Genomic DNA, 26,812 nt, shown 5'->3' with positions numbered 1-26,812 from the left:
TGAATTAATGGTCTGTTACGGATTGGTTGGGTATAATAGCTATAAAATTTGGGAGGGATTCGCCATGATTGATCCAGTCTTTGGGAAACGCGATCCAAATTTAACTTACCAAGAACGAATTGGGGTCTATGGCGTCATTCCGGACGCCTCAGGCAAACGCTTATTAGTGCTTGGCGCCCCCAACCACGCCTTGTTTCTCCCGGGCGGCGAAATTGAAGCCGGTGAGAGTGACACCGAAGCTTTAAGCCGAGAATTATTGGAAGAGTTTGGCGTACAAGTGACTATTGGGCCTAAACTTGGTCAAGCCGCGGAGTACTTCTACTCTCATCATCGGCAAACGGCCTACTATCATCCGGCACGGTTTTACGCCTGTACCGATTTAACGCAGGTAGCACAGCCCTTGGAAGATTTCAACACGTTGATGTTGATGCCTGTCACGATTGCGGCAGCGGAATTGAAACGCCCAACTCATCGTTACGGTGTTTCACAGTGGCTTAGTCGCCAAGCACCAAGTCATTAATCGCCTTAGCCACACCATCATTAATGTTGGTTTCGGTCACAACGTTAGCAATATTCTTGACGGCATCAATGGCGTTACCCATCGCAACGGCAGTGCCGGCATATTCGAGCATCGATAAGTCATTAGCTTGATCGCCAATGGCCATTGTTTCAGAGACGTCAATCCCTAAATGATTTGCTAAGTCAGCTAGGCCATTGCCTTTGCTGGCTTTTTTGTTGAGCACTTCTAGATAATAGGGCTCTGAATTGACTAGATAGTAATCTTCCTTAATATCGGCTGGAAGATTTTTTTGGGCCGCGGCTAGAATCTCGGGATCATCAATCAACATCATTTTGGAGAAGACGTGATCACGACTGAATTGATCGGCCGTTTGAAACTTCAATGGCATGTTGACCAAAGCCACTTCATTCACCGTATAAGATGAAATATCATGATTGGCTGTATAGATAGCCACTTCGTCTTCAGCATGGGAGTGCACCCCGATGAGTTGCGCGACATATTCAATGCGCAGATAATCGGCGTACGTCAGAGTGTGCTTAGCCAGAACGTGGCCATCGCTGGTATGTTGCACTAGCGCGCCATTGTAGGTAATGGCGTAGTCGCCTGGTTCATTCAGTTCAAGTTCAGGGAGAAATTGTTGAATCCCTGGCAAAGGGCGGCCAGTACACAGCACAATTTTGACACCGGCAACCTTAGCTGCTTTTACGGCATTAATTGTGGCGGGGTTGAGTTGACCGTGTTCATTTAACAGGGTGCCATCCATATCGATGGCGACTAATTTAATACTCATTGATCCAATTCCTCCAAATTTTGTGGGATTAAACTGCCATTGAGAATATGCGCCTGAAATTCAGCGTAGATGGGTGCGAATAAATCATCAGTTGGGGTCCCAAGCATGGCTTTTGGGAAATAGAAGCGGGTGTCCCCAGTGGATTTACCAGTAATGGCGGCCACAAGCGCCGACAGAGTCGATAGCTCTTCTAGCGTCCCATCTGGCTGCATAATTTCAATTTGGGTTTTAGGGTTTGCCGACGATGGGTCATATTGATCATAAGGCAAATCAAAACTGTCATTTTCAGCGGTATAATAGGCTGGATCAAAACCAGCATCGGCGACCAGTTGGCGCATCCGCGGCAATAATCGGCGAGTGGCTGGCATGAAAGTGATGGATTTTAACGGCTTACGATTGAGGAACCGATTCGCAAAGTCTTGCAAAAGTGGGTCTGGATAGTCTTGCCAATACAGGAAATAAGTATTCAACACGCCATCGTCTAATTTCAGATAGTCCTGGAGATTGAATTCCTGTTCAAAAAAGGGAATTAGTAATTCTGGCCGGTAAGGATCGAGTAATTGATTGTCTTCATATAATTCCTTTGCTCGGGTCAATAAGTGGGTGAGCACGACTTCCATCCCCCGACTGACCGGGTGAAAATAAACCTGTTGATACATCTGGAAGCGACTGACGATATAGTCTTCAACCGCGTGCATCCCGTTAGCTTCAAAGGCAATCCCACCGGCATAGGGCCGCATCACCCGCAGAATCCGGGTGAGATCGAATAAACCGTATTTGGTCCCCGTGTTATACGCATCGCGCAATAAGTAGTCCATGCGATCGGCATCAATTTGGCTGGAGATCATCTGCACAACTTGCGGATTGGGATAGGTGTGATCAATCACGCTGGCTACTTTGGCTGGGAAGTCACTATCAACTTGGGCCAGCACTCGATAGACATTCGTACTCGGATTAGTGATAATTTCACGGGTGATGGCTTCATGATCGGTGCCAAAAATATGTTCAAATGTATGGGAGTAAGGACCATGGCCCAAATCATGCAGCAAGGCGGCACAGAGGGCGACTAAGCGTTCATTGTCATCCCACAATCCATCACCGGCCTTGACAGATGGGTAATTGATTTCGAAGTTATCACACATTTGGCGGGTGATTTCATAGACACCCAGGCAGTGCGTGAAGCGCGTGTGTTCCGCCCCTTGGAAGACGTAGCTAGCAACGCCCAGTTGTTTGATGCGGCGTAAGCGTTGAAATTCAGGCGTATTAATTAGATCCATAATGACCTGATGTCGAACATGTATGTAGTTGTGAACTGGGTCGCGGAGCACCTTTTCCCGCGGCAAATATTTAACCTCCATGAAACAGCCTCCTTATGCCAATTGCTGATTTCGTTGTTGTAATTGTTTCAATTCAAGCTGATATCGCTGATGGTAGGTCTCACTGGCCAGCAATGCTGGTAGGTGAGTGGTATTCACGGCGAGATTCTGCTGCGCCAAACTGTTGAGGATGGTTTGTTTCACTAAATCGATGGTCAACGGGCGTGCCAGTAAATCTGAAAGATTAGCCATGCTGGTCGGTTCAACGACAGGAAAGTGGAAATGCGCCTGCGTTTGTGACAGACCGGCCTGATAGAACGCCGCCATGGCCTCGCCTCGCGCGGTTTGATTCCCATTGACGCTCAGATATAACATGACGACAATGCCTGCACGATTCCGCCGTTGCGCCATCCCAGCGAATTTCTTCCCGTTGATGCTCAGATCGAACCGACCCGGACAATAAGACTGTCTGACTTCATAGTGGGCGATAGACGCATTGGGAAAGCTGGCCTCGATGAAGGCCGTCATCAATTGGTAAGCCGCTGTAATCGTGAGCTCAGCCTGGTTTGGCAAAAAGAGTGATAAGTTCAACACATCTTGGTCACAAACGACGCCTAAGCCGCCAGAATTGCGGACAAAATAGGTGTACCCCCGATTGCGCAAGGCCGCCAAGCCGGCTGGTAAGTTGGGAACCTTTAAGTCTTGCATACCCAAGACCACCGTCTGGTTTAACGTCCAGAAGTGGAGGACAATTGGGTCCTGCTCTTGACGTAAGTTCAGGATTGTATTAGTGTGAGCAAAACTATCAAGCCGTTGGGTCTGATTGAAGCTCTGATCAAGGATTTCAATCGGACTAGTCAGGGCAAACGCCACGCAAGTCACTTTCTTTCTCTTTCAAATACTTTCATTATACCGGCCAATGGAACCGCCGTCAGTATTTTGACTAAAATAAGTAGAAGGTTTTTGGTTGAAGCAGCGCGTTTTTTGCCTTAAAGTTAACTCAAAAAGGAGGTTCTTCCATGGACCAGACACAAGGCATTCCTGTCCAAATTCACCTCGAAACATTTGTGACGCAGGAAGGTGAAACTGAACAAAATATCTTTGATGAACCCGGGACCGTTGTGCAATTAGGCGATGCCCTTTATATTCGTTATCAGGAAACCAATGATGAAACTGGCGAAAGCATGCCGGTGACCTTAAAAATCAAGAGTTCTGATGATGTGTCCTTAAGCCGCGGTAGTAGTGAAGGGGATACGCAACTGAAATTACATTTCGTTAATGAACGCCGAATTGTGACTCGGTACCGGACACCCTATGGGATTATTCCGGTTGAGACCGCGACACCTCGAATTGACATGCAACTGCGTGACAATCCGCTAGGCGGCGAAGTCTATATCGAGTATCAACTGTTTGCGAATAATGACCTGGTTGGGAACTACCGATTGCGATTGATTTTTAATGCCTAACCGCGTATGATGTAGGGTAGACTGTGGAAAGGGCGTGTACCGGTTGAAACTAGACGTATTTGCCGATGCGAATAAAGCAGAATTATCTATGATTGAAGTTGCCCATGCGATTTTGGCAGAACATGGGGACACGATGCCTTTCGTGGATATTGTAAATGAAATTCAAACTTATCTCGGTAAAAGTGACGAAGAAGTTCGTGATCGCTTACCTCAATTTTATACGGACCTGAACGTGGATGGCAGCTTTATTTCTTTAGGCGATAACGTCTGGGGATTACGCTCCTGGTACGCATACGATTCCGTTGATGAAGAAGTTAATCACCCTGAAGATGAAGAAGAAGGCGCACCACGTCGGAAGAAGCGTAAGAAGGTTAATGCCTTCTTGGCTGACGTGGCTGACGACGACGATGTTATTGATTACAACGACGATGACCCTGAAGATGAAGATTTGAATGGTGACGTTGAGTATGAAGATAACGAAGGTGTCGATGACGATACGCCTGCTGATTTAGGCTACCACGATCGGATTGCTGACGATGTGTCGGATGACGCAGAAGACGACGATCCTGACGATGGCTTACCTGACGGGATTGAAGGTCAATTGAGCGAATTTGGCGACGATGATGAAGACGAAGACGATGACACCACTGATGATGACACGGCTGACTTCTCTGATGCGGATGCTGATGACGACGATGACGAACAAGATCAATAGAAATGAAATGGCGATTCGTTCACTTTTGGTGGCGAACCGCTATTTTTTTGAAAATGGTACAAAAGAGCTCGGTCCAAAATGAAATTTTCACCCCTTGACCTTTTTGTTATTTTTAGTTAAGATACTTTTTGGGCGCTTTGCAGAGATGTGAAGCAACGGTGACAAGCTCCCTATTCGCATGAATGGGGAGCTTGTTTTGTATTTACCTCAAAAAATTCAAAGGAGCTTGCAAATGACCAAGTATATTTTTGTTACCGGTGGGGTTGTGTCTTCGTTAGGCAAAGGAATTGTCGCAGCATCACTTGGCCGCTTACTGAAGAATCGTGGATTAAAGGTGACGATTCAGAAGTTCGATCCATATATTAATGTGGACCCAGGGACCATGAACCCTTATCAGCATGGCGAAGTTTTTGTGACGGATGACGGCGCAGAAACGGATTTGGATCTTGGCCATTACGAGCGCTTTATTGACATTAACCTAAATAAATTTAGCAATGTCACCACAGGTAAGATTTATTCAGAAGTCTTACAAAAAGAACGCCGTGGGGAATACTTGGGCGCAACTGTCCAAGTGATTCCACATATTACCAACATGATTAAAGAAAAAATCATGCGTGCTGCCACCCACACTGATTCCGATGTCATCATCACTGAAATAGGTGGGACAGTTGGGGATATTGAATCCTTGCCATTCCTTGAAGCCATTCGCCAGATGAAGGCAGATGTTGGCGCTGAGAATGCAATGTATATCCATGCGACCTTGGTACCCTACCTTGGTGCAGCCGAAGAATTGAAGACGAAGCCAACCCAACACAGTGTGAAAGAATTACGTGGTTTGGGCATTCAGCCCAACATGTTGGTCTTACGGACTGAAAAACCAGTCACTGACGACATGAAGGAAAAGATTGCCTTATTCACCGATGTTCCAACGAATGCTGTTGTGGAATCACGTGATGCCAAGACCCTGTACACCATTCCATTGGCCATGCAGGCTCAAGGGATGGACCAATATGTGGTTGATTTCTTAGGCTTGGATGCGCCAAAGGCTGATATGACTGAATGGATTGAACTGGAAAACCACGTTCAACACTTAACTCACAAGACGAAGATTGCCTTGGTTGGGAAGTACGTTGCCTTGAAGGATGCCTATATCTCTGTTTCAGAAGCCTTGAAGCATGCGGGCTATTTCTGGGATTCAGATATCGAATTGGCGACTTTCCAAGCTGAAGATGTTAACGATGACAATGTCGCTGAATTACTTGGCGATGCTGATGGTATTTTAGTGCCTGGCGGTTTCGGTGATCGCGGTCTTGAAGGTAAGATTGCGGCAATCCGTTACGCCCGCGAAAATGATGTGCCATTCTTGGGTATCTGTTTAGGGATGCAGATGGCTTCCATCGAATTTGCCCGTAATGTGGCCGGATTCAAGGATGCCGGAACAACTGAAACCAATCCTGATGTCAAAGAACCAGTGATTGACTTAATGAAGGACCAAGTGAACGTTGAAAACATTGGGGGAACCTTACGGCTCGGGCTCTACCCATGTGATTTGAAGCCAGGCTCAATTGCTGCAGCGGCTTATGACAACGTCCCAGAAGTTCAAAAGCGTCATCGTCACCGCTACGAATTCAACACTGAATATCGTCAAGCGTTGGAAGACAAAGGTTTGGTTTTCTCAGGCACGAGCCCTGACAACCGCTTGATGGAAATTATTGAATACCCAACGAACAAGTTCTTCGTTGCCGCTCAATATCACCCAGAATTCCAATCTCGCCCAACCAAGCCAGAAGGTTTGTTCAAAGTCTTCGTTAAAGCCGCCGGCGACTTTAAGTAGCACAGAGCGCGAAGACTCACGGGAGCAACTGAGCATTAGCAAGCTTTCTCAATGGGTGGGCCTTACCCATTGAGAAAGCAGGCTAGGCGGAAGTTGCTGTGAGACTGAGCGCGTTTAAGACCAGAGCGCGAACAGCCACGACCGCAGTATTTGTGAGCGCGTTTAGTCTAAATAGATAATCGGCCGTCAACTGGCCAACAAGGAGTCAAACGAAGTCTTAGGTCTTGGTTTGGCTTTTTGTTTGGCCTAACAGGCTTAAAAGTATCAACCGGGTTATAATCGCTTAAACTTTGATGAGTATCGCGATTAGAGGTTGTGTTTTCGTGATGGGTTCTTTAAAATTAATCATTGAGTATGCGGCAATAAGCCGACTCATTCCCAGTTATCGAAGATTTTCTTATTATTTTGAAGCAAATCGCGTTTTCAGGTCAGCTTCAGCCTGTTTATTCATGTGAAAAGTTTAAGTGAGGACAAATTTAATGAAAAAAATGCTGATTCATGGAGGCAAGAAGCTTTCTGGTGAAGTCATCATTGGTGGGGCAAAGAACAGCACTGTGGCGCTCATTCCGGCAGCGATACTTTCGCGGACGCCGGTGACACTCGAGGCGGTCCCACATATCCGCGATGTCGAAAATTTGATGGCAATTTTAGAAGATATGAACGTTAAATCCGTCTTCAAAGATACGGTTTTGACCATTGATCCCACCCACATTGTTGATACTCCATTACCGAGTGGTAAGATCAAAAGCTTGCGGGCTTCGTACTATTTCATGGGCGCACTGCTTGGCCGCTTCGGGCGGGCCGTCGTTGGTCTGCCGGGTGGGGATGATATTGGCCCTCGACCAATTGACCAACATATTAAAGGCTTTGAAGCTTTAGGGGCTAAGGTCTCTGACGACCGCGGGGCAATTGTGATTCAAGCGCCTGCTGAAGGGCTACATGGGGCACGCATTTTCCTGGACATGGTCTCCGTTGGGGCAACGATTAACATTATTCTGGCTGCTGTGACGGCACATGGGCGTACTGTGATTGAAAATGCCGCTAAGGAGCCTGAAATTATTGATTTGGCGACTTACCTCAACAACATGGGCGCCATCGTGCGGGGCGCCGGGACAGATGCCATTCGGATCGAAGGGGTGCCAGAATTGCACGCCCGGGCTGCTCATACGATTATCCCTGACCGAATTGAAGCGGGGACTTATTTGGCGATGGCTGCAGCTGTCGGCGATGGGGTCTTCGTGAAGAATATCATCGCGGAACATTTGGACGCTTATTTGGCGAAGCTTGAAGAAATGGGCGTGTCCATGGATGTGAACGAAGATAGTATTTACGTTTATCCGTCCGGCGATTTAAAAATGGTGCAGATCAAGACTATGCCTTATCCAGGCTTTGCTACTGACCTACAACAACCAATTACACCGCTTTTGTTGCGAGCTCAGGGTGAAGGTATTATTGTCGATACCATCTATCCAAAACGCGTGCGCCACATTCCGGAACTGGAACGCATGGGCGCAGATATCACGGTCGAAAACGATGTGATTATTCTGCATCATGCTGAGCATTTGCAAGGCGCTGAAGTTGTGGCTGAAGAAATTCGGGCGGGCGCAGCTTTGCTGATTGCAGGGCTCATGGCTGATGGCGACACTGTTATTTCCAAAGTCGACAACATTTTGCGCGGCTACGATCGGGTTGTCATGAAATTACATAACCTCGGCGCGGATGTTGAAATTATTGAGTAAACGATTGAAAGCTATCCGCTCTCGTGGTAGACTATTTAAGTTAACTTAGATTATCTCTAGGTCAGGCAATGGCTTAGGGCAAAGGAGTAGAAAATTATGAAGCAAGGTATTCATCCAGATTATCATCCAGTAGTCTTCTTAGATTCAGCTACTGGTTTCAAGTTCTTATCCGGCTCAACTAAGACTTCAGGCGAAACAATTGAATGGGAAGATGGCAACACCTACCCACTTGTTCGTGTTGAAATTTCTTCAGATTCCCACCCATTCTACACAGGTAAGCAGAAGTTTACCCAAGCCGATGGTCGTGTGGATCGTTTCAACAAGAAATACGGTCTCAAAGACGCCAACGCTGCCGAATAGTCAGCACTTACCCGCAGAGATGCGGGTATTTTTTTACCTTAAAAGAGCTTGTGAACGACCGACTAAAGGTCATGCACAGGCTCTTTTTCTATGAGATCAGTGATAACGCCCAGCTGATGGCAATAGCATTCTTGACGATCGAAATTGCTGGGGTGAATATGTGAAAGCGCTTTGAATATTAGAGAAATTGCTCAAAAATCACAGGATTGCCGGGCTGTGAATGGATTTCTTTAGGAATATTTGTTATCTTTTGGACGCCCCAAATAACCGGTATTATTTTTAAATTTTTAAATTTGGGAAAAATCAAAACAGACGCCTTTTTCATGTGTGGGTATAATCAATCTTGTCTCAGGGACAGAGAAGAATTTTGAACGTTAATCATGTGGAAGGAGGATTTAAAACGAGAAGACTAGTCAACACTTTGATAGTTGGTCTGGCGTTGAGTGGTTTGAGTGTCGGCACCGTCCAGGCGGCAACACAAACGTATCACTCAACCGGTACGGCCAGCTTCTATGACAGCCAAGACCCTTCAGAACCCGGTCAGCCTGACCCGTCATTGCCCGGCACTGGTGGTGATGGCGAAGAAGGCGGCAACGACAACAATGGCAGTGACAACAACAGTGGCAACGAGTCGAACAATACCAACAAGCCGGAGACCACAAAACCGGCAACCCCGAACCACAATGCCGCTGGTCAAGCCATCCTGCCACAAACAGGAGATCAAAGTTTAAGTTCTCTGGGCGTCATTGGCATGGCTCTACTTATGATTCTTGTCTTGATTCTTAACCAACACACAAAGGAGCGTATCCACTCATGAAAAAGAACCTTTTGCTTTCATCAGCAGTTCTCGCATTGACTGTACTTGGTAGCACGACGACGGTATTCGCCGCAGACGATGCCACTTATAAGACACAAGGAACCATCACTTTCACTCCCGGTGATGACGTTACCCCACCAACGAACCCGATCGATCCCGGTAACCCAATTCAACCAATTGATCCGGTGCAACCAACTGGTGGCCCTTTATCAATTGACTATGCATCCAATTTCAAATTTGGCACCCAAAAGATTGAAACCGTTGATAAAACCTATTTTGCAGCCCTTGATCAATTTAAGGACGCAACCACAGGCGATACCTCAGAAACAGTCAATTTTGTCCAAGTGACCGACAAACGCGGGTCATTAGCGGGATGGAATCTGACAACGCGGCAAATGGATCAATTCCATACCGCTGACGGGGATGTCTTAACCGGAGCCCAGTTAGCGATTAAGACGGCCTCAGTTGTTTCTGGTACAGGCGATGCTTCAAATGATGCTTATCAGCCCGGTACGGTAGCTAGCACCGTGACGTATACCCCTGATAAAGCTGCCCAGCCAGGGCTCATCGCTGAAAAAGGGAAAGGGGCCGGTACATGGATTTACCGGTTTGGTGATACGAAAGATGCTGGCAGTACGGCAGTAGCGTTGACCGTGCCAGGTAAAACAACCAAGTTGGCCAAACTCTATACCACAAACCTGGAATGGACCCTAGCCGACACCCCAGGCAACCCAACGGTGACAGAATAAAGTTTTTAACGCGTCAAGTCTAAAGCGAAAGAAGGAGAGACATTGTTCAACAAATTGATTGGCACTGGCATTGCGGCCCTTGTGTTGTTGGGCGCGACTCCACTTTTGTCAGCTGCCGCGACAACCACCTCGCAATCCGCCGACAGTGCATTCAATGCAAGTGAACGTTCAACCTTGACTTCTTTGAACACGCAAAGCACTCAAAATATTGATTCAAAAACAGTTTCATTTCTCAGTTTAGCGACATCAAAGGCAACAGATCAGAACACAAGCATCAGCAGTGATAAAAATTCCGATTTATTGAAACCGGTTCCGAACTTGGTGGCACCACAATCGGCAACAAGCGTGTCGACCTGGGCAGACTTTACTAAAGCACTCACAGACAAGACTACGACCGCGATTACAGTGACTGCGCCGCTCAAAGCAACCTCTTCTCCCACTGTGAATAAAGATATTCCAGTCGACTTTGGAGGCAACACCTTGGATATGCAGTCCCAGAGCATCAATATTGCAGCTGGATTCACGCTGGCCATTAGTAATGTGAATTTCACAGGGACCACAAAAGGCGCCTTAGCTTCAGGCGCTGGGACGCTTCAATTGACTGGCAACATCACGACATCTCAAACAAATGCAGCACCCATTGCGCTATTGGGAATCAGCAGTGTTGTGATTGATGCTGCTAATCTGCAATATGCCTCGACTGGGACAGCTCCTGCGATTATAGCGCCTAGTCTGAAAATTACCGGCGATTCTGTCGTGAATGCGACTGCGGCTAGTTTCTATAAGTCAGGCGCAAAGTCAGGTGAAACCATTCTGATTGACAAGCAGTCGTCGGTTATCACCACTGGTACGACGACCGGGAAGGTCTGGGATATCGGTGTGACCACTAACTTTACGATCACCGATTATGCGAGCTTGACTGCAAGCAGCTCAGCGACTGGTGATAACGTACCGATCTCAATAGTCGGCGCCAATTCAACCCTGAATGTCACCGGATCAGCGCATCTGAGTGTGGAGTCCCAGTTTACTTCGGCTTTAATCATGTTAGGAGACAAGGCCTCCTTTAACGTTGACAATCATTCCGAAATAGATTTGACTTCCAACGGCGATGTCGTGTCATCGCAAGCAACACTCTGGTTCAAACAGAAAGGCAATATGACTTTCAATGTGACGAATCATTCTGCCATTAAAATTGTTAAAACCAAAGACAGTGGCAAGACTGCCGACGCCCCAGCCATCCGAATGTTCGGCGCAAATAACAAAATCAACGTAACCGGCGGTTCAGATTTTGATGTGACCCGTGAAGCAGGAACCCAAGTTGGTACGCCAGGCGGTATTGCTGGCGCCAGTCAAGCAATACAATTTACCGCGGATAGCAACGGCTCATCTGGTAACGCCTTTACGGTGACTGATCCTGATTCATCGGTATCCATTAGTTCTGTTTCTGGCCCAGCGATTGATGCCTCAGGGGTTGATATCGGGATTACTGCTGGAGCAGGTACCTATTTCGTGGCACGGGGTAATACAGCCAGCGCCAATAGCGGTATTTTCATCGGCGCTAATCTTCAGTTTTCAATGGATAGTGTGAAGTATTTTGATTTCCGGAACAATCGGACTGGCGGTGGCCAAGTCTTTTCCGCAGGTAGCGGCTCAAGCTTTACCAGCAAGAATTCCGACTTAGCAGTCTGGAAAAATGGCAGCAACCTGGATGGCAACCCGACCTACCAATGGGCAAACGTTAATTTTGCCTTGAGTGGCCAAGACTTTGCCACCTTAAGTTCGACCTCCGATGCGAATATGCAATCGCATTTCGGGGCAGTCACCCAATATTCTCGCTTGAGTGCTAACAACCAAGCCGCGATTATTGACGACCTACGCGTGCCGACCAACGCTGACAAGTATGTCTATGCCCATGCGTCAGTGCCAGAAGGAAAAGGCGAAGCTCGTGACGCCTATGACAATGAAGTACTGGCAACGATTGCGCTCAATGATCCATCTGGCAAGCAGGTGGCGAAGTTGAGCGGGGTCTCTGACGGCGATCCGATGTCCGTTTATGGGGATGCCAGTCGTAAAGGGATGATCAAAATCCCTGCACCCAATGCTACATTCTTACCGGCACTTGATACGCTGAAAGTTTTATCCGCCACCTTAGGCCAGCACGATACGCCGGCCAGTGATTTACCAACTAGCACGCCGCAAGTTTATGATGTCACACCACCAGATCCCACAACTGTCCAAGGTGGTAAAACGACAATCGCGCCAACCACCAAAACTGTCAGTGGGACGGGGGAAGCTGGCGCGGAAGTGCAAGTTTACTTGAACGGGACCGATACAGGTTTAACCACGACGGTCGCGGCTGATGGCACCTATAGCGTCAATTTACCAAATGGTTTGGTCAAAGGCGACGTCGTTCAATTACGGTTGAAGGATCATGCCGGGCCTGCGGGTAATACCAACCCGCCGGCGACGAATGATAGCATCGGTAACATTGAACCGGCTGCTGACATGGCGTATCACGATGCCAACTTTGCGGCAGCGACCACGTTGACTGTGGCCGGCTCCCTGTCACTGGTTACCGTGCCTGACACTTTTGATTTTGGTCAACACGAAATTACCACTCAAACCCAGACCTATTATCCCACGGTCAAGGGCAGTCTTGAGATTGAAGATACTCGCGGCGATGGCAAGTCCCCATGGCAATTGACGCTGCGGGAGGCAGATCCGCTGCACAGTGGCACTCATGATCTCAGTGGCTTGCTCACCTATACGAATAAAACCGGTAAAATTGCCCTTAGCGGCAATGCAGCGGTTGTTGAGTCAGGTCAGTTCAGCACCGATGGTAGTTTAACGATTTCGGATTCTTGGAATGATAAAACTGGTTTGTCCATCGAAGTACCCGCAAGTCAGCAATTACTCGGTGAGTACGATGGCACCCTTGAATGGTCACTCCAAGATGTCCCAGCCAATCAATAACCTTAAAAAGGAGAACACTCATGAAAAACATCTCAAAATTCTTACTTTCAGCAGTCGTCCTCAGCGCTGTTGCTTTTACACCCAAGACTATCTTTGCCGCCGACGATCCAATTGAATATCACTCTCACGGCCAGGTTGAGTTTACACCAAGCACCGACCCAACCGACCCAACCGACCCAATTGAGCCAGGCAATCCTGTCCAGCCAATTGATCCAACGGACCCAACGAACCCAGTTGATCCAGGTACACCTGGGCCACTGTCCATTGACTTTGCATCAAGCTTTGACTTTGGCAAACAAGCGATTAGTTCAAGTGATAAGGTGTACACCGCAGCCGCTCAAGCCTATTACAAGCTAGGTGCTGATGGTAAACCAACAGGTGATTTAGTCTACGGGCCCGATTATGTTCAGGTGACCGATAACCGTGGGACCCTTGCTGGTTGGACCTTAACCGTCACTCAAGACGGCCAATTCATAAGTGACAGCAAGCATGTTTTGGACGGGGCGGTGGTCACGCTTAAAGACGGTAACGTTGTGACTGCTTCATCGAGCGATAATAAACCAACACCGGCAAAAGATACCGCGCTTACCCCAGGGACCGCATCATTAGTCATGAGTGCCACCAATGGTCAAGGTGGCGGGACATTCCTGAATGACTGGGGAACTAAGTCAGAGTTGACTAGTGAGGATCAACCACACACAAATAGTGTTACCTTATCTGTTCCAGGTCGAACCACCAAGTATGCAGAAACTTACAAGACGACATTAACGTGGAACTTATCAGACGTGCCAGGCAATGGAACGACTGAGTAATTAAAGTTTTGGGGAAGGTTCGCGATTCGGCGAATCTTTTCTTTTTAGTTGAAAAGGAGACGAAGACATTGAAAATCAAAGCAGCATTGCTCGCAGTTTTGGTCACAATTTTGACAGTGTTTGCTGGCGGCACGCAGGTGTTTGCTAGTGAGTTTAGCTTTGGCGTGACCCCAATTGCGGCCGCCAACCAAATTGACAAGTCGAAGTCATATTTTGACTTGCAGTTGAAGCCGGGTCAAAAAGAAACCGTTTATGTGCAATTGAAGAACGATCTTGCCCGCGAAGTGAAGGTGAACGTTGCCGTCAACCATGCGACAACGAATTCCAACGTGATCGTGGATTACAGCACATCAGCGAAAACAGCCGATGCCAGCATGAAGTATGACCTGGCTAAAATCGTGCAGGCGCCAAAACAAGTGACGTTGAAGCCACATTCCGTGGTCAAAGTACCATTTCAACTGCAAATGCCAGCCGCGACTTTCAATGGGGTATTAGCAGGCGGGATTACGTTTAAGGAAGCCAAAACCACCAAAACAAGCCAGTCTAGCAGTAGCCAAGGGTTGGCCATCAACAATGAGTATTCGTATGTGGTCGCCTTATTGATGCGGCAAAACAGTAACCCAGTTACACCAAATATGAGCCTGCATACTGTTAAGCCCGACCAAATTAATGCCCGTAACGTCATCTCTGCCAATCTTCAAAATAATCAAATGACCTATATCAACCAAGTCGCCATCCAGGCACAAGTTACCAAGAAGGGTGATAGCAAAGTCCTATACAGTGCTAACAAAGCGGCCCTGCAAATCGCCCCAAATTCAAACTTTAACTTCCCAGTCGCGTTGAATGGACAAGCGTTGGAACCAGGCACCTATCATATCAAGTTGATTGTCGATGGAAATAAGAGTGCTAACGGCAAATACGCGCGCGGCAAGGACAGCAAAGGCCAGAGTCTGCGTTATCAGAATGAATGGATTCTCGAAAAGGACTTCACGATTTCGGCCGCGACCGCTCAAGACCTGAATAAGAAGGATGTCACCATTAAGGCGGACTACACCTGGATTTACATTCTTGTCGGGATTGGGTTGCTCTTGTTAGTCCTGCTCATTATTTGGCTGATTTGGAGAAAGAAGCAAAAAGATGCAAAAGAAGCCGCACGCAAAGCCGAATAGAGGCCTCAAATTTCTCGCGTTGATTTTGTTATATCTTGGTGTGGGCTTGATCTGCTTACCGTTTGCTAAGAATGCAATTTTGCTGGAGAAGACAGCCACGGCGCAGGTTCAGGAAGTTAAAACGCTCAACCAAGTCAAAAGCATACCATTTGAGGCAGTGCAAGCCCCGACCATTCGTCAAGCGTTGACCAGTAATAATCAGCTGACGAGTATTGGACGCTTGCAAGTGGGCACAGTGGGGTTAGATGTGCCAGTTTTTGCCGGCCTAGGCCAATCCGAGTTGCTTTACGGCGCTGGTTCGATGTATCCTAAACGTGACCCCAAAACAAATAATCTTGTTCTGGCAGCCCACCATCTTGGAACAGCATCCCTACTTTTTGGCCGCTTAATGCAAGCCAAGGTTGGCAATGTGATTCAGCTACGCTATTTGGGCCAACTGTACCAGTATCATGTCACGAGTAAACGTGTGGTGAACGATACCAATCTCGCCGTGCTGAAAGAAAGCAGGACGCCTCAGCTGACTCTAATCACGTGTGATCAACCCACAGCGACCACAGGCCGGTTGATTGTGACGGCCACGCTTGACTCGAAGCCGACTACCCACCAATTAGCAGCAACAATGACCCAGCGAACCAGCGCCACTCGCCAGGTTCAGCAATCGCAGCGTTGGTGGCAGTTTTGGCTCCCGTTAGTGGCTATTTTGGTGGTATTGCCTGGTTTGAGTTATCTCATCGTGAAGAAAGTGTGAGGTGGGGCATGCAGAACAAGATGTCATTTAAATTATTTGCGACGTTGGCTGTTTTTTCGGCGTCCTTGATGTTTTCGAGCCAGGTCAACGCGGACAGTGGCACGGTGTATAGCCCGGTGGATCCTAATCAAGAGGTGAAACCTGTTACGCCCAGTGCTCAAGCGGATGTGCCTGCATCAAGCAGCTCGTCCACGCCACCGCCAAAGGCACCTGCCGTACCGGCTGAATCGAAAGCACCGAGCGAATCAAAGCCTAAAGCGCCAGCGAGGCCTAAAAAGACAAAGTCACATAAAAAGCTTTTGATTAATCAAGATTTATTTAACGAGGCTAGCACACAGCTGGCCATTATGAATGATACGGATCCTGGCGGCGGTAATGGCGGCCACTCTGACGCTAATCTCACAGCAATGGTTGAAATGCTGTCAGGAAGCGCATTGTACGGAAGAAGGAAGTGAGACAGCGATGCTTAGTTTAGAGAATTTTTTGGATAAAGACGACAAACGGAAATTTGATTTTCTGCGTCTTTTAGAAGAATCCTCAGAACTATCAGAATTGAATGCGACCATTCAATCCGAGCTATCACTGTCGAACTTTCTTTTTAGTAAAACCGTTGAGGAACTCGGGCAAGATTTTGACCGCTACGACCTAACCCGTTATTTTGCGATTGATAATGACAATGTCCGCACGACGTTGTATGAAGCCGGCCAAGCCACCTCAGATTTGTTATTGGCCGAATATTTGCGGCATTCCTTGGCCTTCTCGATTTTGATGGCTTTGTTTGAGGAGACATTTCAGTCCACGCAAAGTTTCGCGGATGACAACTTCACCAGTTATACCAGCGTGTATGGTCGCTTGCGCCAGATTAAGCAATTGCTGCAGACCTTTGATGTGATTCTGGACAAACACCATCATCTTGTGGGCCCAGAACCGACCATTCGTTATCTGTTAACGCGGATTTTTGCTTTTGTCTTGGTCAATGATCACGCCATGTATCCGGAGACTGTTCAGAATCAAGCCAGTGATAGTCTGGCTAAACTCGAGCCGCTCAACATCAACCTGCCACAAACTGTCGCCATCAAATTGTTCCATTTTCTGTGCATTGCCATGACCCGAGCACAGCAGGGCCACGCGCTGAGTGCAGACGATCCAAACCGGCAAAAGGTGATGACGGCTTTGCAGCAGGCTTATCCTGACGCGGTCGCTGTGATTGAACGGGTGCCATCATCTGATTTGTTTCATCAAGAACTCTTGGCATTCCTGTATGTGAGTGATTTGTTGCCCAGCAGTCAATCACCAATGGCGCTGGGCAAGCACTTGAGCCAGCTCAATGACCGATTCATGGCTGCTGCTCAGGCAACCTTTGATTTGCCGGAGACTGCCAAAACCCTGTTGGACGCAGAATTGACGCGACTGCACTTTGAACTCATCTATTTCCCGTTGAATGCGTATTACTCATTTGAACATTTTGATGTCACCTTCTTCAAGGAGTCTTACATTGAGTATTTTGAATGTACACGCCAATATTTGATGGATGAAGCATTTCTGGAATCGGAAGGCATTCTGAAATTTCGGGCGTATATTTTCTACCGATATTTGATGATTTTGATTAGCCGGGTACATTTGGCCAGTGTCACACCGCCCATCACGGTGTGCGTCGATTTCTCATATGGGCAAGAATACAACGACTTCATCAAGAAGAACTTTGCTTTGTTTGTGAACCTCAACGTCAATGTGCAATTCGCTTATGACGAGACGACCGACATTGTCGTCACGAACCTCAATGCCGTTTATGATGACTTAGACGTGGAGAAAGTCATTTGGCTGGATCCACCACGTGCCATCGATTGGGCGCATTTGAGTGATCGCATCCTCGAGATTCGGGCGGCTAAAGCTGGATAAATATCAATACCCCTTAACAATTCGTGATTCGGAATGTTAGGGGGTATTTCTAGTTTTTGCTACAATTAGTGTGTTTAGGGCGCCTGAATGGCGCTCGTTGTAGTGGAATTTGTGAAATGGAGGAAAGCTCATGACACAATTAACAGACACCTATACGTTAGCCAATGGCCACAAGATTCCTAAAGTCGGTTTTGGCACCTGGCAAATCCCTGCGGCTCAAGCCAAACAAGCAGTGAGCGATGCGCTGAAGTTAGGCTATCGGCATATTGATACTGCATTAGCATACCGGAATGAGGCGGCCGTCGGTGAAGCGATTCGTGAATCAGGAATTTCTCGCGACGAAATTTTTGTTACCTCGAAACTGCCAGCCGAAACAAAGTCATATCGCGGCGCCATTCGCGACTTTGAGACCACGATGACTAACATCGGTCTCGACTATATTGATCTTTATCTGATTCACGCACCATGGCCATGGGGTCAGCCAGGAGCTAACTTTGATACTGAGAACCAAGCTGTTTGGGAGGCAATGGAGGCAATCTACGCCAGCGGTCGGGCCAAAGCCATTGGGGTCTCTAATTTCAATGTGCACGACTTAAAGAATGTCCTGCGCCAGGCTGAAGTGAAACCGATGGTCGACCAGATTCAATACTATGTCGGCTATACGGAGCCAGAAATCACACAATTCGCCCAGGAGTCTGGGCTTTTAGTCGAGGCGTATTCACCATTGGCGACCGGCGGCATCTTGAAAAACAAAGATTTGCAGGCAATTGCGGATCGTTATCAGGTGTCCCTGGCCCAACTAGCGATTCAGTTCGTCATTCAAAATGGTGTGTTGCCGCTGCCTAAGGCCGTTCATCGTGACCATATTGAGAACAACGCACAGTTGGATTTTGAAATCAGTGAGGCTGACATGGCAACCATGCGAGAACTCAAGAACACTGCAAATCGCGGTTATTTTGGTTAGCGTTTAGTAAACGTAATTCATTTTCAACGGATAAATAACTTTTGTTCTTTGCATTTTTGAATGAAAGGCTGTTGCTGAGCCTTTTTATTCAGGCAAAGGTCACATTGTTATCTCCCATATCCTGAAAAGAATTTTTACAAATCCTGGCCTCATAATTATTTCTATTTTGTTATACTTGGAATCAATTAGAGGGGCGACCCTTTAAGCTTACACATTAACTTACACTCCCAAAAAAGTTCCCCCAAACTTTCCACCAGTGATGGTGGTTTTTTTATGCCCAAAAAAGCCTCTTCCCAAGGAGGAAGAGGCTAATGGCGCATTATTTGTTGGCCGCGTCGTTGTCGAGAATTTCATCAATGAACCGTTCGACTTCAGGCCCAGAGAGAATTTGTTGTTCGAGTTTGAGGTTCTGAAGGACTTTACCATTTTGGATGATAATCACGTAGGAGTCTCGGTAACCATCATTTAAATAGATGAAAGTTGCTCCGGCTTTGACGACTACTTGGGCGTTGGCTGCCCCGCCCAGAACTGGCTCCTTGGTGCCATCACTATAGAAGCTGATGTTGCGCTTAGGATTGGGATCGTTGAGCAAGGTGACTTCCAGCTCCAGGGTGGTCTCAGTGCCATCAATATCGAAGTTGGCATCATGATTTAAGTCGTTGACGTAGTATGGAAAATTAAACGCCTGACTGATATCCGTGATGACCTTAGTACTCATTGTCAGCAGTTCTAGTTCAGATAAGGTATGAATTGACATAACACCGCACCTTCCTTTTGTATTCAGTTTACACTATTTGGCTCGGTAACCTAAGTCTCACCACTTGCAGCACTTTGTTCAACTCGGTATGCTAAAAATACATTATGGGTAGGAGATTATCATGACAAAAAAATTTGATTGGCTTTATTGGCTCAATATTGTGGGCATGGTCTTATATTTGGTCGTTTTTGGCGCATTAACTTTGATGGGTAGGCCATATTATCCCGGGCAAACTCAGCTTTTAGGCCAGGTAGCAGCCGGGCTTTTATTGGTCTCGTTACCATATATCATCGGTCATTTCGGTCATTTTGAATTTCCCCGATTATTGGTGGCATTATACGAAATTTTTATTTTGCTCAGTATTTTGTTAGGCACAGGGATGCAATTTTATGGCATTCCATACTGGGACAAGTTTGAACATCTTTTTTCAGCGGCGATGCTTGCCGGTCTGGGCTTGGCCATTTTTAGTGCCTTAACCCCGAAAGAGCGGTTGCCGAAAGTGAATCCATTACTATTAGCACTATTTGCGGTGGCATTTGGGACCATGATCGGCGTCTTGTGGGAATTCTATGAGTTTACTGGGGATGGCTTGCTCGGGCTCAACATGCAACGCTACATGAGCGGTCATACGTTGCTGCAAGGTCGCGCTGCCTTAATGGATACCATGGGTGATCTCGCCATGGACTTTCTCGGATCCTTGCTATTGGCAATTGCCGCGTACTTCGGGATTCGCCGGGACTGGCATTGGCTTGATAAGTTCATGTTCAAAAAGATTCAAAAAAGCTAGGACATCTGTCCTAGCTTTTTTAGTGGTCAATTTTTGCCATTAATTTCGGCAGTACTGTGGCGAACCCAGACAAAGTTCAGAATAATGAGCAGTGACGTTGAGAAGAACACGCCTGAATAGCCGAAGATGCCAGAAATGCCTGATCCAATCAAGGGACCGAAGACATTCCCCATGGCCTGAAACGACTGGTTATAACTGAATATTCGCCCGGCCGCTTGATGAGGACTGTATTTTGCCAACAGTGTTTGGACTTGCGGTAGGAGGGCTGCATCGGAAATCCCGACCAAGAACCGTAAGCCAGCGAGCTGCCAAACATTTTGCACGAATGCTTGCGGAATATAGACGAGCACCGCAAAGGCCAGGCCGTACATCAGAATCTTCTGGGTCCCGATGCGATCACCTAACGCCCCAAATCTCGGGGCTGCGACAAGTGTCGCAATCCCGGGGATTGAGGCGACAATTCCACTGACCAGGGCCACCTTACTGCTGCCGTGCATCAATTGTCGCACATACAGACTCAAAATGGGGCTGATGGAGTTGTTACTGGCCTGAATAATCATGGTGGTGATGAACATCCCAATAACCACATGCGGGTACTTGAGATTTTTGAAAATCTCTTTAGTTTGAGGTTGGTCAACAGTGGCCACTGGTGTGAATTCTTCGTGGACAAAAATTAAGCTCAGGAAGAAGACGAGCAGCAAAATGGCACCAGTGATGAAAAACGTGACCCGATAACCGGCGAGGTCGGCAATGAAGCCACCCAATAACGGGCCGAGCAGAGTCCCAGACACGTTACCGGTTGTTAAGGTCCCTAAGGCTTTCCCGCTCTTTTCGCGTGGGACACTGGTGGCGATCAGCGCATTCGCGTTGCTGATGTAACCAGAGAAGACCCCCTGCAATAATCGCAATGCGACCAATTGGAAGACACTGGTGACCAGGCCCATCGCCCCGATGACAAACGCCATTCCTAAACTGGCCCGCAGTAACATGAGCTTGCGCCCTTTACTGTCGGCCAGACGGCCCCAAAGTGGGGAAACAATGGCGGTAATCAGGAACGTAGAGGAGAAGGTCAACCCACTCCAGAAGTTCAACTGCAGCTGACTAAAATGTCCCAATGTATCGATATACAGCGACATAAACGGCATGATGAGCGAGAAGGCGATCCCAGCCATAAAATTACCAAACCACAGGACGAGCAAGTTCTGCTCCCAACGTTCCCGACGTCTGAAAATTTTCGCATAAATTTGCGAACGCATATATATTCACCTTCTTAAAAACTATTTCTCAAGTCTACCACTTTTCGGTTTTAAAATGAAAGTCAGATGAAACCTCACTCGTATCAAGACCTGAAGCGATAGCGGTCATTTGTTTACCAGAGAGGTGCCGGGGCATGAAATCATGTAAAAAAATAAATTCGTCGAGGATGACGCGTTGAATGGCCGCTGGCCGATTGGCGAGTAACCATAAGAGCCAATCACCATATTCTTGCCAGGGCCACTTAAAACGCGCTAACTCGAGTAATGGAGATAGCTCAGTTCCGTGTGCGACCAAGAGCGCATGCCCTAATTTTTGACGAGAATAAGTACTTTCAGTCAGTGTTGGTGCAATCCGGGTGAGCGATTGCCAGAAGTGGTCAAAGTCCGAAGCAATGTCCAGCCATTGATCCACATCAGTGTCGATGTAACGAATGGCGGCTGGCGTTGTTGAAACGTCAAAAACGAAATACTGCTGACCATCTTGGGCAAACGGCACGAGATGCGCCGGTAGGCCGGGAATCGCCACTGCCGCTCCCGCGCGGGCAAAGCCATGAATAGTGACCCCATCAAGGCTATCACTGGTGGGCTCAGGCGTTGTCAGCCAGAAACGTTCCGGAAATTGACCGGTTTGGACAATGGCCCAATATGAATCAGGAATGGCTGGGAGTTTTGGTATGGTCAGCAAAGTTGGTACAGGTGGAATGGGCCAGTCATGCATCGAATCATCCTTTCTATCAGTTGGTTGGCGATCAGGGAACCGTACGGGCGTACTGCGGAATCCGGCCGGTGGCAGCAAGCCTGGCGGTATGGTCCGCGGCGTCTAACCGGTGCCTGCTCACACTCCAAACGCACTCCCAGGCACTGCAATCTCCGTCTAGCCTGATTTCGCCATCAGCACAACTCGCTGATTTTAGCGAAATCTTGCTAGTACTCGATGGCAACCCGTGCCTGCTCACGCTCTAAACGCGTTCGCACCACCAAACGCCTTGCCTAAGTGCCTACAACTGCGTGAGTGAAATACCTCCCTTGGTGTAGGCTGGCTTAGTCCGCGGCGTCTAACCGGTGTTGCTCACGCTCTCTTATTTATTTTCTCATATCCATGCCTTTTAATGTGGGAAAGCTGTATAATTGAAGACTAGAAAGGTAAGGGAGCAGGAGACCGTTGCGAAATTCATTAGTGTATGTTCATTTTGAGCCATTTGCGCATCTTTTCTTAACATATGGGATTGCGACAAGTGATATTATTCAAGACCAAGTTCAAGTTCCGCAACATATCTTGTTGCTGCCGCCAATTGATGAAGACGAGTTTGTGGACCCGCACACTGGGTTTAATGTCATCAGTGGTCAAGAAGCTGTCCGCGACTTTATGCAGAGTCGCTTGGCAAGCCAGCGCGATTGGTTAGATTATTCGCATGGCACTTACTTACAGGAACTGACCCCTGGTGAAATCGCCGAGTTATTGTATCTCGGCCATGCCAAAACCCACATGCAGTCCCCGTTCTATTATAAACTGCAAAATAATCTGGTCGTGTTGCCGCTGAGTACGGGCCTGATTAATATGTACTTCCGCCATCTCAACACATTCGATACGACTTTATCGGCTGCTTTGTTGCGGCATGTCCGTTGGGCTGCCAATGAACAGCCATTTTGGCTGCGATTGCGGCAACAAGAATTTCCAGCGATTGATCCTGCAACACTGAAGGCAATTCGTGAACGCTCGGTTGATGGCATCATCTTCAACTTCAGTGGCGTTGCGTTTTCACGCGAGGCGGTGCGGGTACAACTTTTACAACCAACTGGGCGGTTTCTGCCTGAACGGGAGCTGGGCAATCAGACAATTGGGGCGCTCGTGTTAGATCGGCAAAAACAGCAGTGGACCTTACAATTAGACGGTGACTAGCTGGACGGCCAGCATTGCGGTAAAATGGTTGAGTTACTGATTTGAACGAGAGCGAATTGGAGAGTAAATCAATATGAAGATGACACTTGCTGAAATTGCGCGCGTTGTTGACGCCAACTTCAATGAGGCTTTGGGGGATGTCACCGTCACCAGTGTGGCTTTTGACACGCGTGACTTACAAGCAGGCGGATTATTCGTGCCGCTAAAGGGTGATCGTGATGGTCACAGCTTTATTCCTGAGGCCGTTAAGAAACAAGCAGCGGCTACTTTTATTGCGCGTGATCATGCGCCTTTTGTGACATCAATTCCACAATTGGTTGTCGATGATCCGCTGCAAGCCATGCAGGCCTTAGCCCGTTATTACTTGTTAATGAAAGTAAATCCCAAGGTTGTAGCTATTACGGGTAGTAATGGCAAAACAACCACGAAGGATATGACCGCGGCAGTCTTGGCGACCCAGTACCACGTCGTCAAAACTCCTAAAAACTATAACAATGAAATTGGGGTGCCAATGACGATTCTGTCGATGGACCCTAACACAGAAATTCTCGTGGTAGAAATGGGAATGGACCGGCCTGGTCAATTATCGGCCTTAAGCCAGTTGGCTGAACCCGATGTGGCTGTTATCACGATGATTGGTGAAGCTCACATTGAATTCTTCCAGACTCGTGATCGCATTGCCGATGCCAAAATGGAAATTCTCGACGGCGTTAAAGAGGATGGGCTTTTCATTTATAATGGCGATGAACCGTTGCTCCGTGAACGGGCAGAAGCAGTCGATCTAGCCAAGAAAACTTTTGGCGTGAATCCAGACAATGACCTGTTCGTCAAAAATGTCCGGGCCTTCTCGGATCACACGGAGTTTGATTTGAGTCGTTGGCCGGATTTACACTTCGATATTCCGGTCATGGGTGAATACAATGTCACGAATGCGCTGGCAGCGATTCTGGTTGGACGCAAGTTTCACATTAAGCCGGAAGCAATTCAGCGGGCGCTAGCGACGTTCAAGATTACTGAGAACCGCACCCAATGGTTGACAGGGAATCAAGGCGAAGCTATTTTGAGTGACGTCTATAATGCCAATCCGACGGCAATGAAGGCGGTCATCCGCGATTTCAGTCAATTCCAGTGTGCTGGCCGGCGGATTGCGGTACTTGGCGATATGTTGGAACTGGGTGATGCCAGTGCCCAACTCCATGCCAGTGTTGCTAGCGAACTTAAACCAGAAGCCGTCGACGAAGTCTTCTTGTACGGGCAAGAGATTCAGCCTCTGCTTGAAGCATTGCAGGCCACTTATGCCCCAGAGCATTTACACTATTATCCAGTTGGACAGCAGGCGGCAATGATTACTGCCCTGCAGGCTATGATTACGCCCAACGACTTGGTTCTCTTGAAGGCCAGTCATGGGATGCATCTGGAAAATGTGCTCACCGCGCTTACAAGTTCTGTAAATGATTAATGAAAAAGCCACCGATGCAATTGCACTGGTGGCTTTTTGGCTGAGAAGGCTGATGCGTCTGGTTTCCTGTGGCCATTTGTTTTAATGGGCAATCAGTGGTATGATGTTTTAGATACTTTTATGAAAACTATGATGAAAATTGCAAATACAGGGCAGCCTACTTCAGATGATCGTTCTGCTTTGTATTGCATAGGCACAAACAAGGAGGACATCATTTGAAGTTTAAAGAATTAGGCTTAGATCACGAGATTCTCAAAGCAATTTCACGGTCTGGGTTCGAGGAAGCCACACCAATTCAAGCAGAAACCATTCCTTTGGTACTCAAGGGCGATGACGTGATTGGTCAGGCGCAAACTGGTACCGGGAAGACAGCTGCTTTTGGCTTACCAATTCTTGAAAAAATCGATAAGGCTGACAAAAATATTCAAGCCTTAATTATTTCCCCAACACGGGAACTTGCGATTCAAACCCAAGAAGAATTATACAAACTTGGTCGCGATAAGAAGATTAAAGTGCAGGCCGTTTACGGTGGCGCTGATATTCGCCGCCAAATTCGGAGTCTTTCAGACCATCCACAAATCTTGGTCGGGACTCCCGGTCGCTTACTCGATCACATTAACCGCCACACCGTTAAGCTGGGTGGCTTAAAAACATTGGTCTTGGACGAAGCTGACGAAATGCTTGACATGGGCTTTATTGACGACATCGAAAGTATCGTTAAGACAGCGCCAGTTGAACGGCAAACCTTGCTGTTCTCAGCGACCATGCCAGCACCAATCATGCGTTTGACCAAGAACTTCATGCATGACCCAATTACCGTTAAGATTAAGTCTAAGGAATTAACCGCTGATAGTATTGAACAATACTATGTGCGTGCTAAGGACTTTGAGAAGTTCGATGTCATGACACGGATTTTCGATGTGCAGGCACCAGACTTGGCCTTGATTTTTGGTCGGACCAAGCGCCGTGTTGATGAATTAACTCGTGGCTTAAAGGCCCGTGGTTATCGCGCTGAAGGCATCCATGGCGATCTCACCCAACAAAAGCGGATGAGCGTCTTACGCCAATTTAAGTCAGGTCAACTTGACTTCTTGGTAGCGACTGATGTTGCCGCTCGTGGGTTAGATATTAATAACGTCACCCACGTGTACAACTACGATATCCCTCAAGATCCAGATAGCTATGTTCACCGTATTGGGCGGACTGGCCGTGCCGGTAAGAAGGGTGTCTCAGTGACATTCGTTTCCCCTAACGAAATCGAATACTTGCATACGATTGAAGAATTAACCAAGAAGCGTATGTTACCCATGAAGCCACCAACGGATCAGGAAGCCTTCTTAGGCCAAATCTCCACGGGACTTGAAAAGGTTAAGGAACAAGTTGAAGAAGGCGATGCGGATAAGTATGAACCAATGGCGGAAACACTGTTGGAAACTTACACTCCCCTTCAATTGGTTTCAGCATATCTGAAGGCTGTTAGCCCTGATGATGCCAGCTCTGTACCAGTTAAGATTACCCCAGAACGCCCATTACCAAGCCGTAACAAGCGTGGCGGTGGTCGTAGCAATGGTGGTTATCGTGGTAACCGGAGCAATGGTGGCCGTAATGGCTATCAAGGCAAGCGTGATGGCGGTCATTCTAACGGCGGTCGTCAAGGCGGCCGACGTGACAGTTCTCGCGGACGGGACAATGCTTCAAGCAGTAACCGTAAGCGTAACTTCACCATCCGTAATAACGAAGGTTAATCATTAAAAACGAAACTCGGAATCAGCTACTGCTGAT

25 protein-coding genes are annotated in these 26,812 nt (G+C 47.6%); 19 read left to right on the top strand and 6 right to left on the bottom strand.

Annotated elements, in window-relative coordinates; genetic code table 11:
* Nucleotides 1-64: 64 nt before the first annotated feature.
* Entirely contained in the window at nucleotides 65-520 is a 456-nt protein-coding gene (locus FC34_RS08650) for an NUDIX hydrolase (RefSeq protein ID WP_057895033.1), read from the top strand.
* Here the strand turns inward: FC34_RS08650 and yidA are convergent.
* Genes yidA through FC34_RS08635 form a run of 3 tightly spaced genes read right to left on the bottom strand, consistent with a single transcriptional unit; the run spans nucleotide 495 to nucleotide 3,499 of the window.
* Nucleotides 495-1,310 (bottom strand): sugar-phosphatase, encoded by an 816-nt coding sequence (yidA, locus tag FC34_RS08645; protein ID WP_057895032.1) that lies wholly within the window; start codon nucleotides 1,308-1,310, stop codon nucleotides 495-497. The two genes, FC34_RS08650 and yidA, sit on opposite strands and share 26 nt — an antisense overlap.
* Nucleotides 1,307-2,668, bottom strand: a complete 1,362-nt coding sequence (locus FC34_RS08640) for an HD domain-containing protein (RefSeq protein WP_057895031.1) — start codon at nucleotides 2,666-2,668, stop codon at nucleotides 1,307-1,309. Before FC34_RS08640 ends, yidA begins: the two co-directional genes overlap by 4 nt.
* Nucleotides 2,669-2,680: 12 nt before the next feature.
* The gene (locus tag FC34_RS08635) at nucleotides 2,681-3,499 is read right to left on the bottom strand and encodes a lipoate--protein ligase family protein (protein WP_057895030.1); all 819 of its coding nucleotides are present in this window, start codon (nucleotides 3,497-3,499) and stop codon (nucleotides 2,681-2,683) included.
* A gap of 146 nt (nucleotides 3,500-3,645) precedes the next feature.
* Here FC34_RS08635 and FC34_RS08630 point away from each other — a divergent pair, with 146 nt between their 5' ends.
* The 14 genes from FC34_RS08630 (at nucleotide 3,646) to FC34_RS08565 (ending at nucleotide 18,871) form a co-directional block, all read left to right on the top strand.
* Nucleotides 3,646-4,092: a YwiB family protein gene (locus FC34_RS08630; protein ID WP_057895029.1), complete on the top strand. Its 447-nt coding sequence runs from the start codon at nucleotides 3,646-3,648 to the stop codon at nucleotides 4,090-4,092.
* Between the two features lie 43 nt (nucleotides 4,093-4,135).
* The gene (gene rpoE / locus FC34_RS08625) at nucleotides 4,136-4,807 is read left to right on the top strand and encodes a DNA-directed RNA polymerase subunit delta (RefSeq protein ID WP_157052279.1); all 672 of its coding nucleotides are present in this window, start codon (nucleotides 4,136-4,138) and stop codon (nucleotides 4,805-4,807) included.
* Between the two features lie 232 nt (nucleotides 4,808-5,039).
* Entirely contained in the window at nucleotides 5,040-6,641 is a 1,602-nt protein-coding gene (locus FC34_RS08620; protein WP_057895027.1) for a CTP synthase, read from the top strand.
* Nucleotides 6,642-7,120: 479 nt separating this feature from the next.
* Nucleotides 7,121-8,380, top strand: coding sequence for a UDP-N-acetylglucosamine 1-carboxyvinyltransferase (locus FC34_RS08615; protein ID WP_057895026.1), 1,260 nt, complete (start codon nucleotides 7,121-7,123; stop codon nucleotides 8,378-8,380).
* A 96-nt stretch (nucleotides 8,381-8,476) separates the two neighbouring features.
* Nucleotides 8,477-8,740, top strand: coding sequence for a type B 50S ribosomal protein L31 (locus tag FC34_RS08610; RefSeq protein WP_057895025.1), 264 nt, complete (start codon nucleotides 8,477-8,479; stop codon nucleotides 8,738-8,740).
* Nucleotides 8,741-9,161: 421 nt separating this feature from the next.
* A complete protein-coding gene (locus tag FC34_RS08605) occupies nucleotides 9,162-9,557 on the top strand; it encodes an LPXTG cell wall anchor domain-containing protein (RefSeq protein WP_057895024.1) in 396 nt (131 codons plus the stop codon).
* Complete coding sequence (locus FC34_RS08600) at nucleotides 9,554-10,306, top strand: WxL domain-containing protein (RefSeq protein WP_057895023.1); 753 nt, start codon at nucleotides 9,554-9,556, stop codon at nucleotides 10,304-10,306. The genes FC34_RS08605 and FC34_RS08600 overlap by 4 nt, the downstream gene beginning before the upstream one ends.
* Before the next feature lie 42 nt (nucleotides 10,307-10,348).
* Nucleotides 10,349-13,279 (top strand): Ig-like domain-containing protein, encoded by a 2,931-nt coding sequence (locus FC34_RS08595; RefSeq protein WP_057895022.1) that lies wholly within the window; start codon nucleotides 10,349-10,351, stop codon nucleotides 13,277-13,279.
* Between the two features lie 20 nt (nucleotides 13,280-13,299).
* Nucleotides 13,300-14,091 carry a WxL domain-containing protein gene (locus FC34_RS08590; RefSeq protein WP_057895021.1) on the top strand — a complete coding sequence of 264 codons (792 nt, stop codon included), beginning with the start codon at nucleotides 13,300-13,302 and terminating at the stop codon, nucleotides 14,089-14,091.
* Nucleotides 14,092-14,159: 68 nt separating this feature from the next.
* On the top strand, nucleotides 14,160-15,260 hold the full coding sequence (locus FC34_RS08585; RefSeq protein ID WP_057895020.1) for a WxLIP family cell surface protein: 1,101 nt from the start codon (nucleotides 14,160-14,162) through the stop codon (nucleotides 15,258-15,260).
* Nucleotides 15,229-16,008: a class A sortase gene (locus tag FC34_RS08580; protein WP_057895019.1), complete on the top strand. Its 780-nt coding sequence runs from the start codon at nucleotides 15,229-15,231 to the stop codon at nucleotides 16,006-16,008. Before FC34_RS08585 ends, FC34_RS08580 begins: the two co-directional genes overlap by 32 nt.
* 8 nt (nucleotides 16,009-16,016) lie before the next feature.
* Nucleotides 16,017-16,463 (top strand): hypothetical protein, encoded by a 447-nt coding sequence (locus tag FC34_RS09735; RefSeq protein ID WP_057895018.1) that lies wholly within the window; start codon nucleotides 16,017-16,019, stop codon nucleotides 16,461-16,463.
* Between the two features lie 7 nt (nucleotides 16,464-16,470).
* Complete coding sequence (locus tag FC34_RS08570) at nucleotides 16,471-17,907, top strand: helix-turn-helix domain-containing protein (RefSeq protein ID WP_057895017.1); 1,437 nt, start codon at nucleotides 16,471-16,473, stop codon at nucleotides 17,905-17,907.
* Between the two features lie 130 nt (nucleotides 17,908-18,037).
* Nucleotides 18,038-18,871, top strand: coding sequence for an aldo/keto reductase (locus tag FC34_RS08565; RefSeq protein ID WP_057895016.1), 834 nt, complete (start codon nucleotides 18,038-18,040; stop codon nucleotides 18,869-18,871).
* 319 nt (nucleotides 18,872-19,190) lie between these two features.
* Here FC34_RS08565 and FC34_RS08560 read toward each other — a convergent pair whose 3' ends face one another.
* A complete protein-coding gene (locus tag FC34_RS08560) occupies nucleotides 19,191-19,628 on the bottom strand; it encodes a hypothetical protein (RefSeq protein WP_057895015.1) in 438 nt (145 codons plus the stop codon).
* 121 nt (nucleotides 19,629-19,749) lie between these two features.
* Here FC34_RS08560 and FC34_RS08555 point away from each other — a divergent pair, with 121 nt between their 5' ends.
* Nucleotides 19,750-20,415: a DUF2238 domain-containing protein gene (locus FC34_RS08555; protein WP_057895014.1), complete on the top strand. Its 666-nt coding sequence runs from the start codon at nucleotides 19,750-19,752 to the stop codon at nucleotides 20,413-20,415.
* 26 nt (nucleotides 20,416-20,441) lie between these two features.
* Here FC34_RS08555 and FC34_RS08550 read toward each other — a convergent pair whose 3' ends face one another.
* Nucleotides 20,442-21,671, bottom strand: a complete 1,230-nt coding sequence (locus FC34_RS08550; protein WP_057895013.1) for a multidrug efflux MFS transporter — start codon at nucleotides 21,669-21,671, stop codon at nucleotides 20,442-20,444.
* A gap of 34 nt (nucleotides 21,672-21,705) precedes the next feature.
* Nucleotides 21,706-22,389: an SMI1/KNR4 family protein gene (locus FC34_RS08545; protein WP_057895012.1), complete on the bottom strand. Its 684-nt coding sequence runs from the start codon at nucleotides 22,387-22,389 to the stop codon at nucleotides 21,706-21,708.
* A gap of 444 nt (nucleotides 22,390-22,833) precedes the next feature.
* On the opposite strand from FC34_RS08545, the gene FC34_RS08540 reads away from it, so the two are divergent.
* The 3 genes from FC34_RS08540 to cshA all read left to right on the top strand — a co-directional run bounded on the left by FC34_RS08540 (nucleotide 22,834) and on the right by cshA (nucleotide 26,775).
* Nucleotides 22,834-23,571: a hypothetical protein gene (locus FC34_RS08540; protein WP_057895011.1), complete on the top strand. Its 738-nt coding sequence runs from the start codon at nucleotides 22,834-22,836 to the stop codon at nucleotides 23,569-23,571.
* Nucleotides 23,572-23,644: 73 nt separating this feature from the next.
* Entirely contained in the window at nucleotides 23,645-25,030 is a 1,386-nt protein-coding gene (locus tag FC34_RS08535; RefSeq protein ID WP_057895010.1) for a UDP-N-acetylmuramoyl-tripeptide--D-alanyl-D-alanine ligase, read from the top strand.
* Nucleotides 25,031-25,245: 215 nt separating this feature from the next.
* Entirely contained in the window at nucleotides 25,246-26,775 is a 1,530-nt protein-coding gene (gene cshA / locus FC34_RS08525; protein WP_057895008.1) for a degradosome RNA helicase CshA, read from the top strand.
* Nucleotides 26,776-26,812 lie beyond the last annotated feature (37 nt).

The organism is Lacticaseibacillus brantae DSM 23927 (genome assembly GCF_001436115.1).
Classification (GTDB): Bacteria; Bacillota; Bacilli; order Lactobacillales; family Lactobacillaceae; genus Lacticaseibacillus; species Lacticaseibacillus brantae.
The sequence above is the reverse complement of the archived record's forward strand: the minus strand, read 5'-3'. Positions and strand labels throughout refer to the sequence as shown.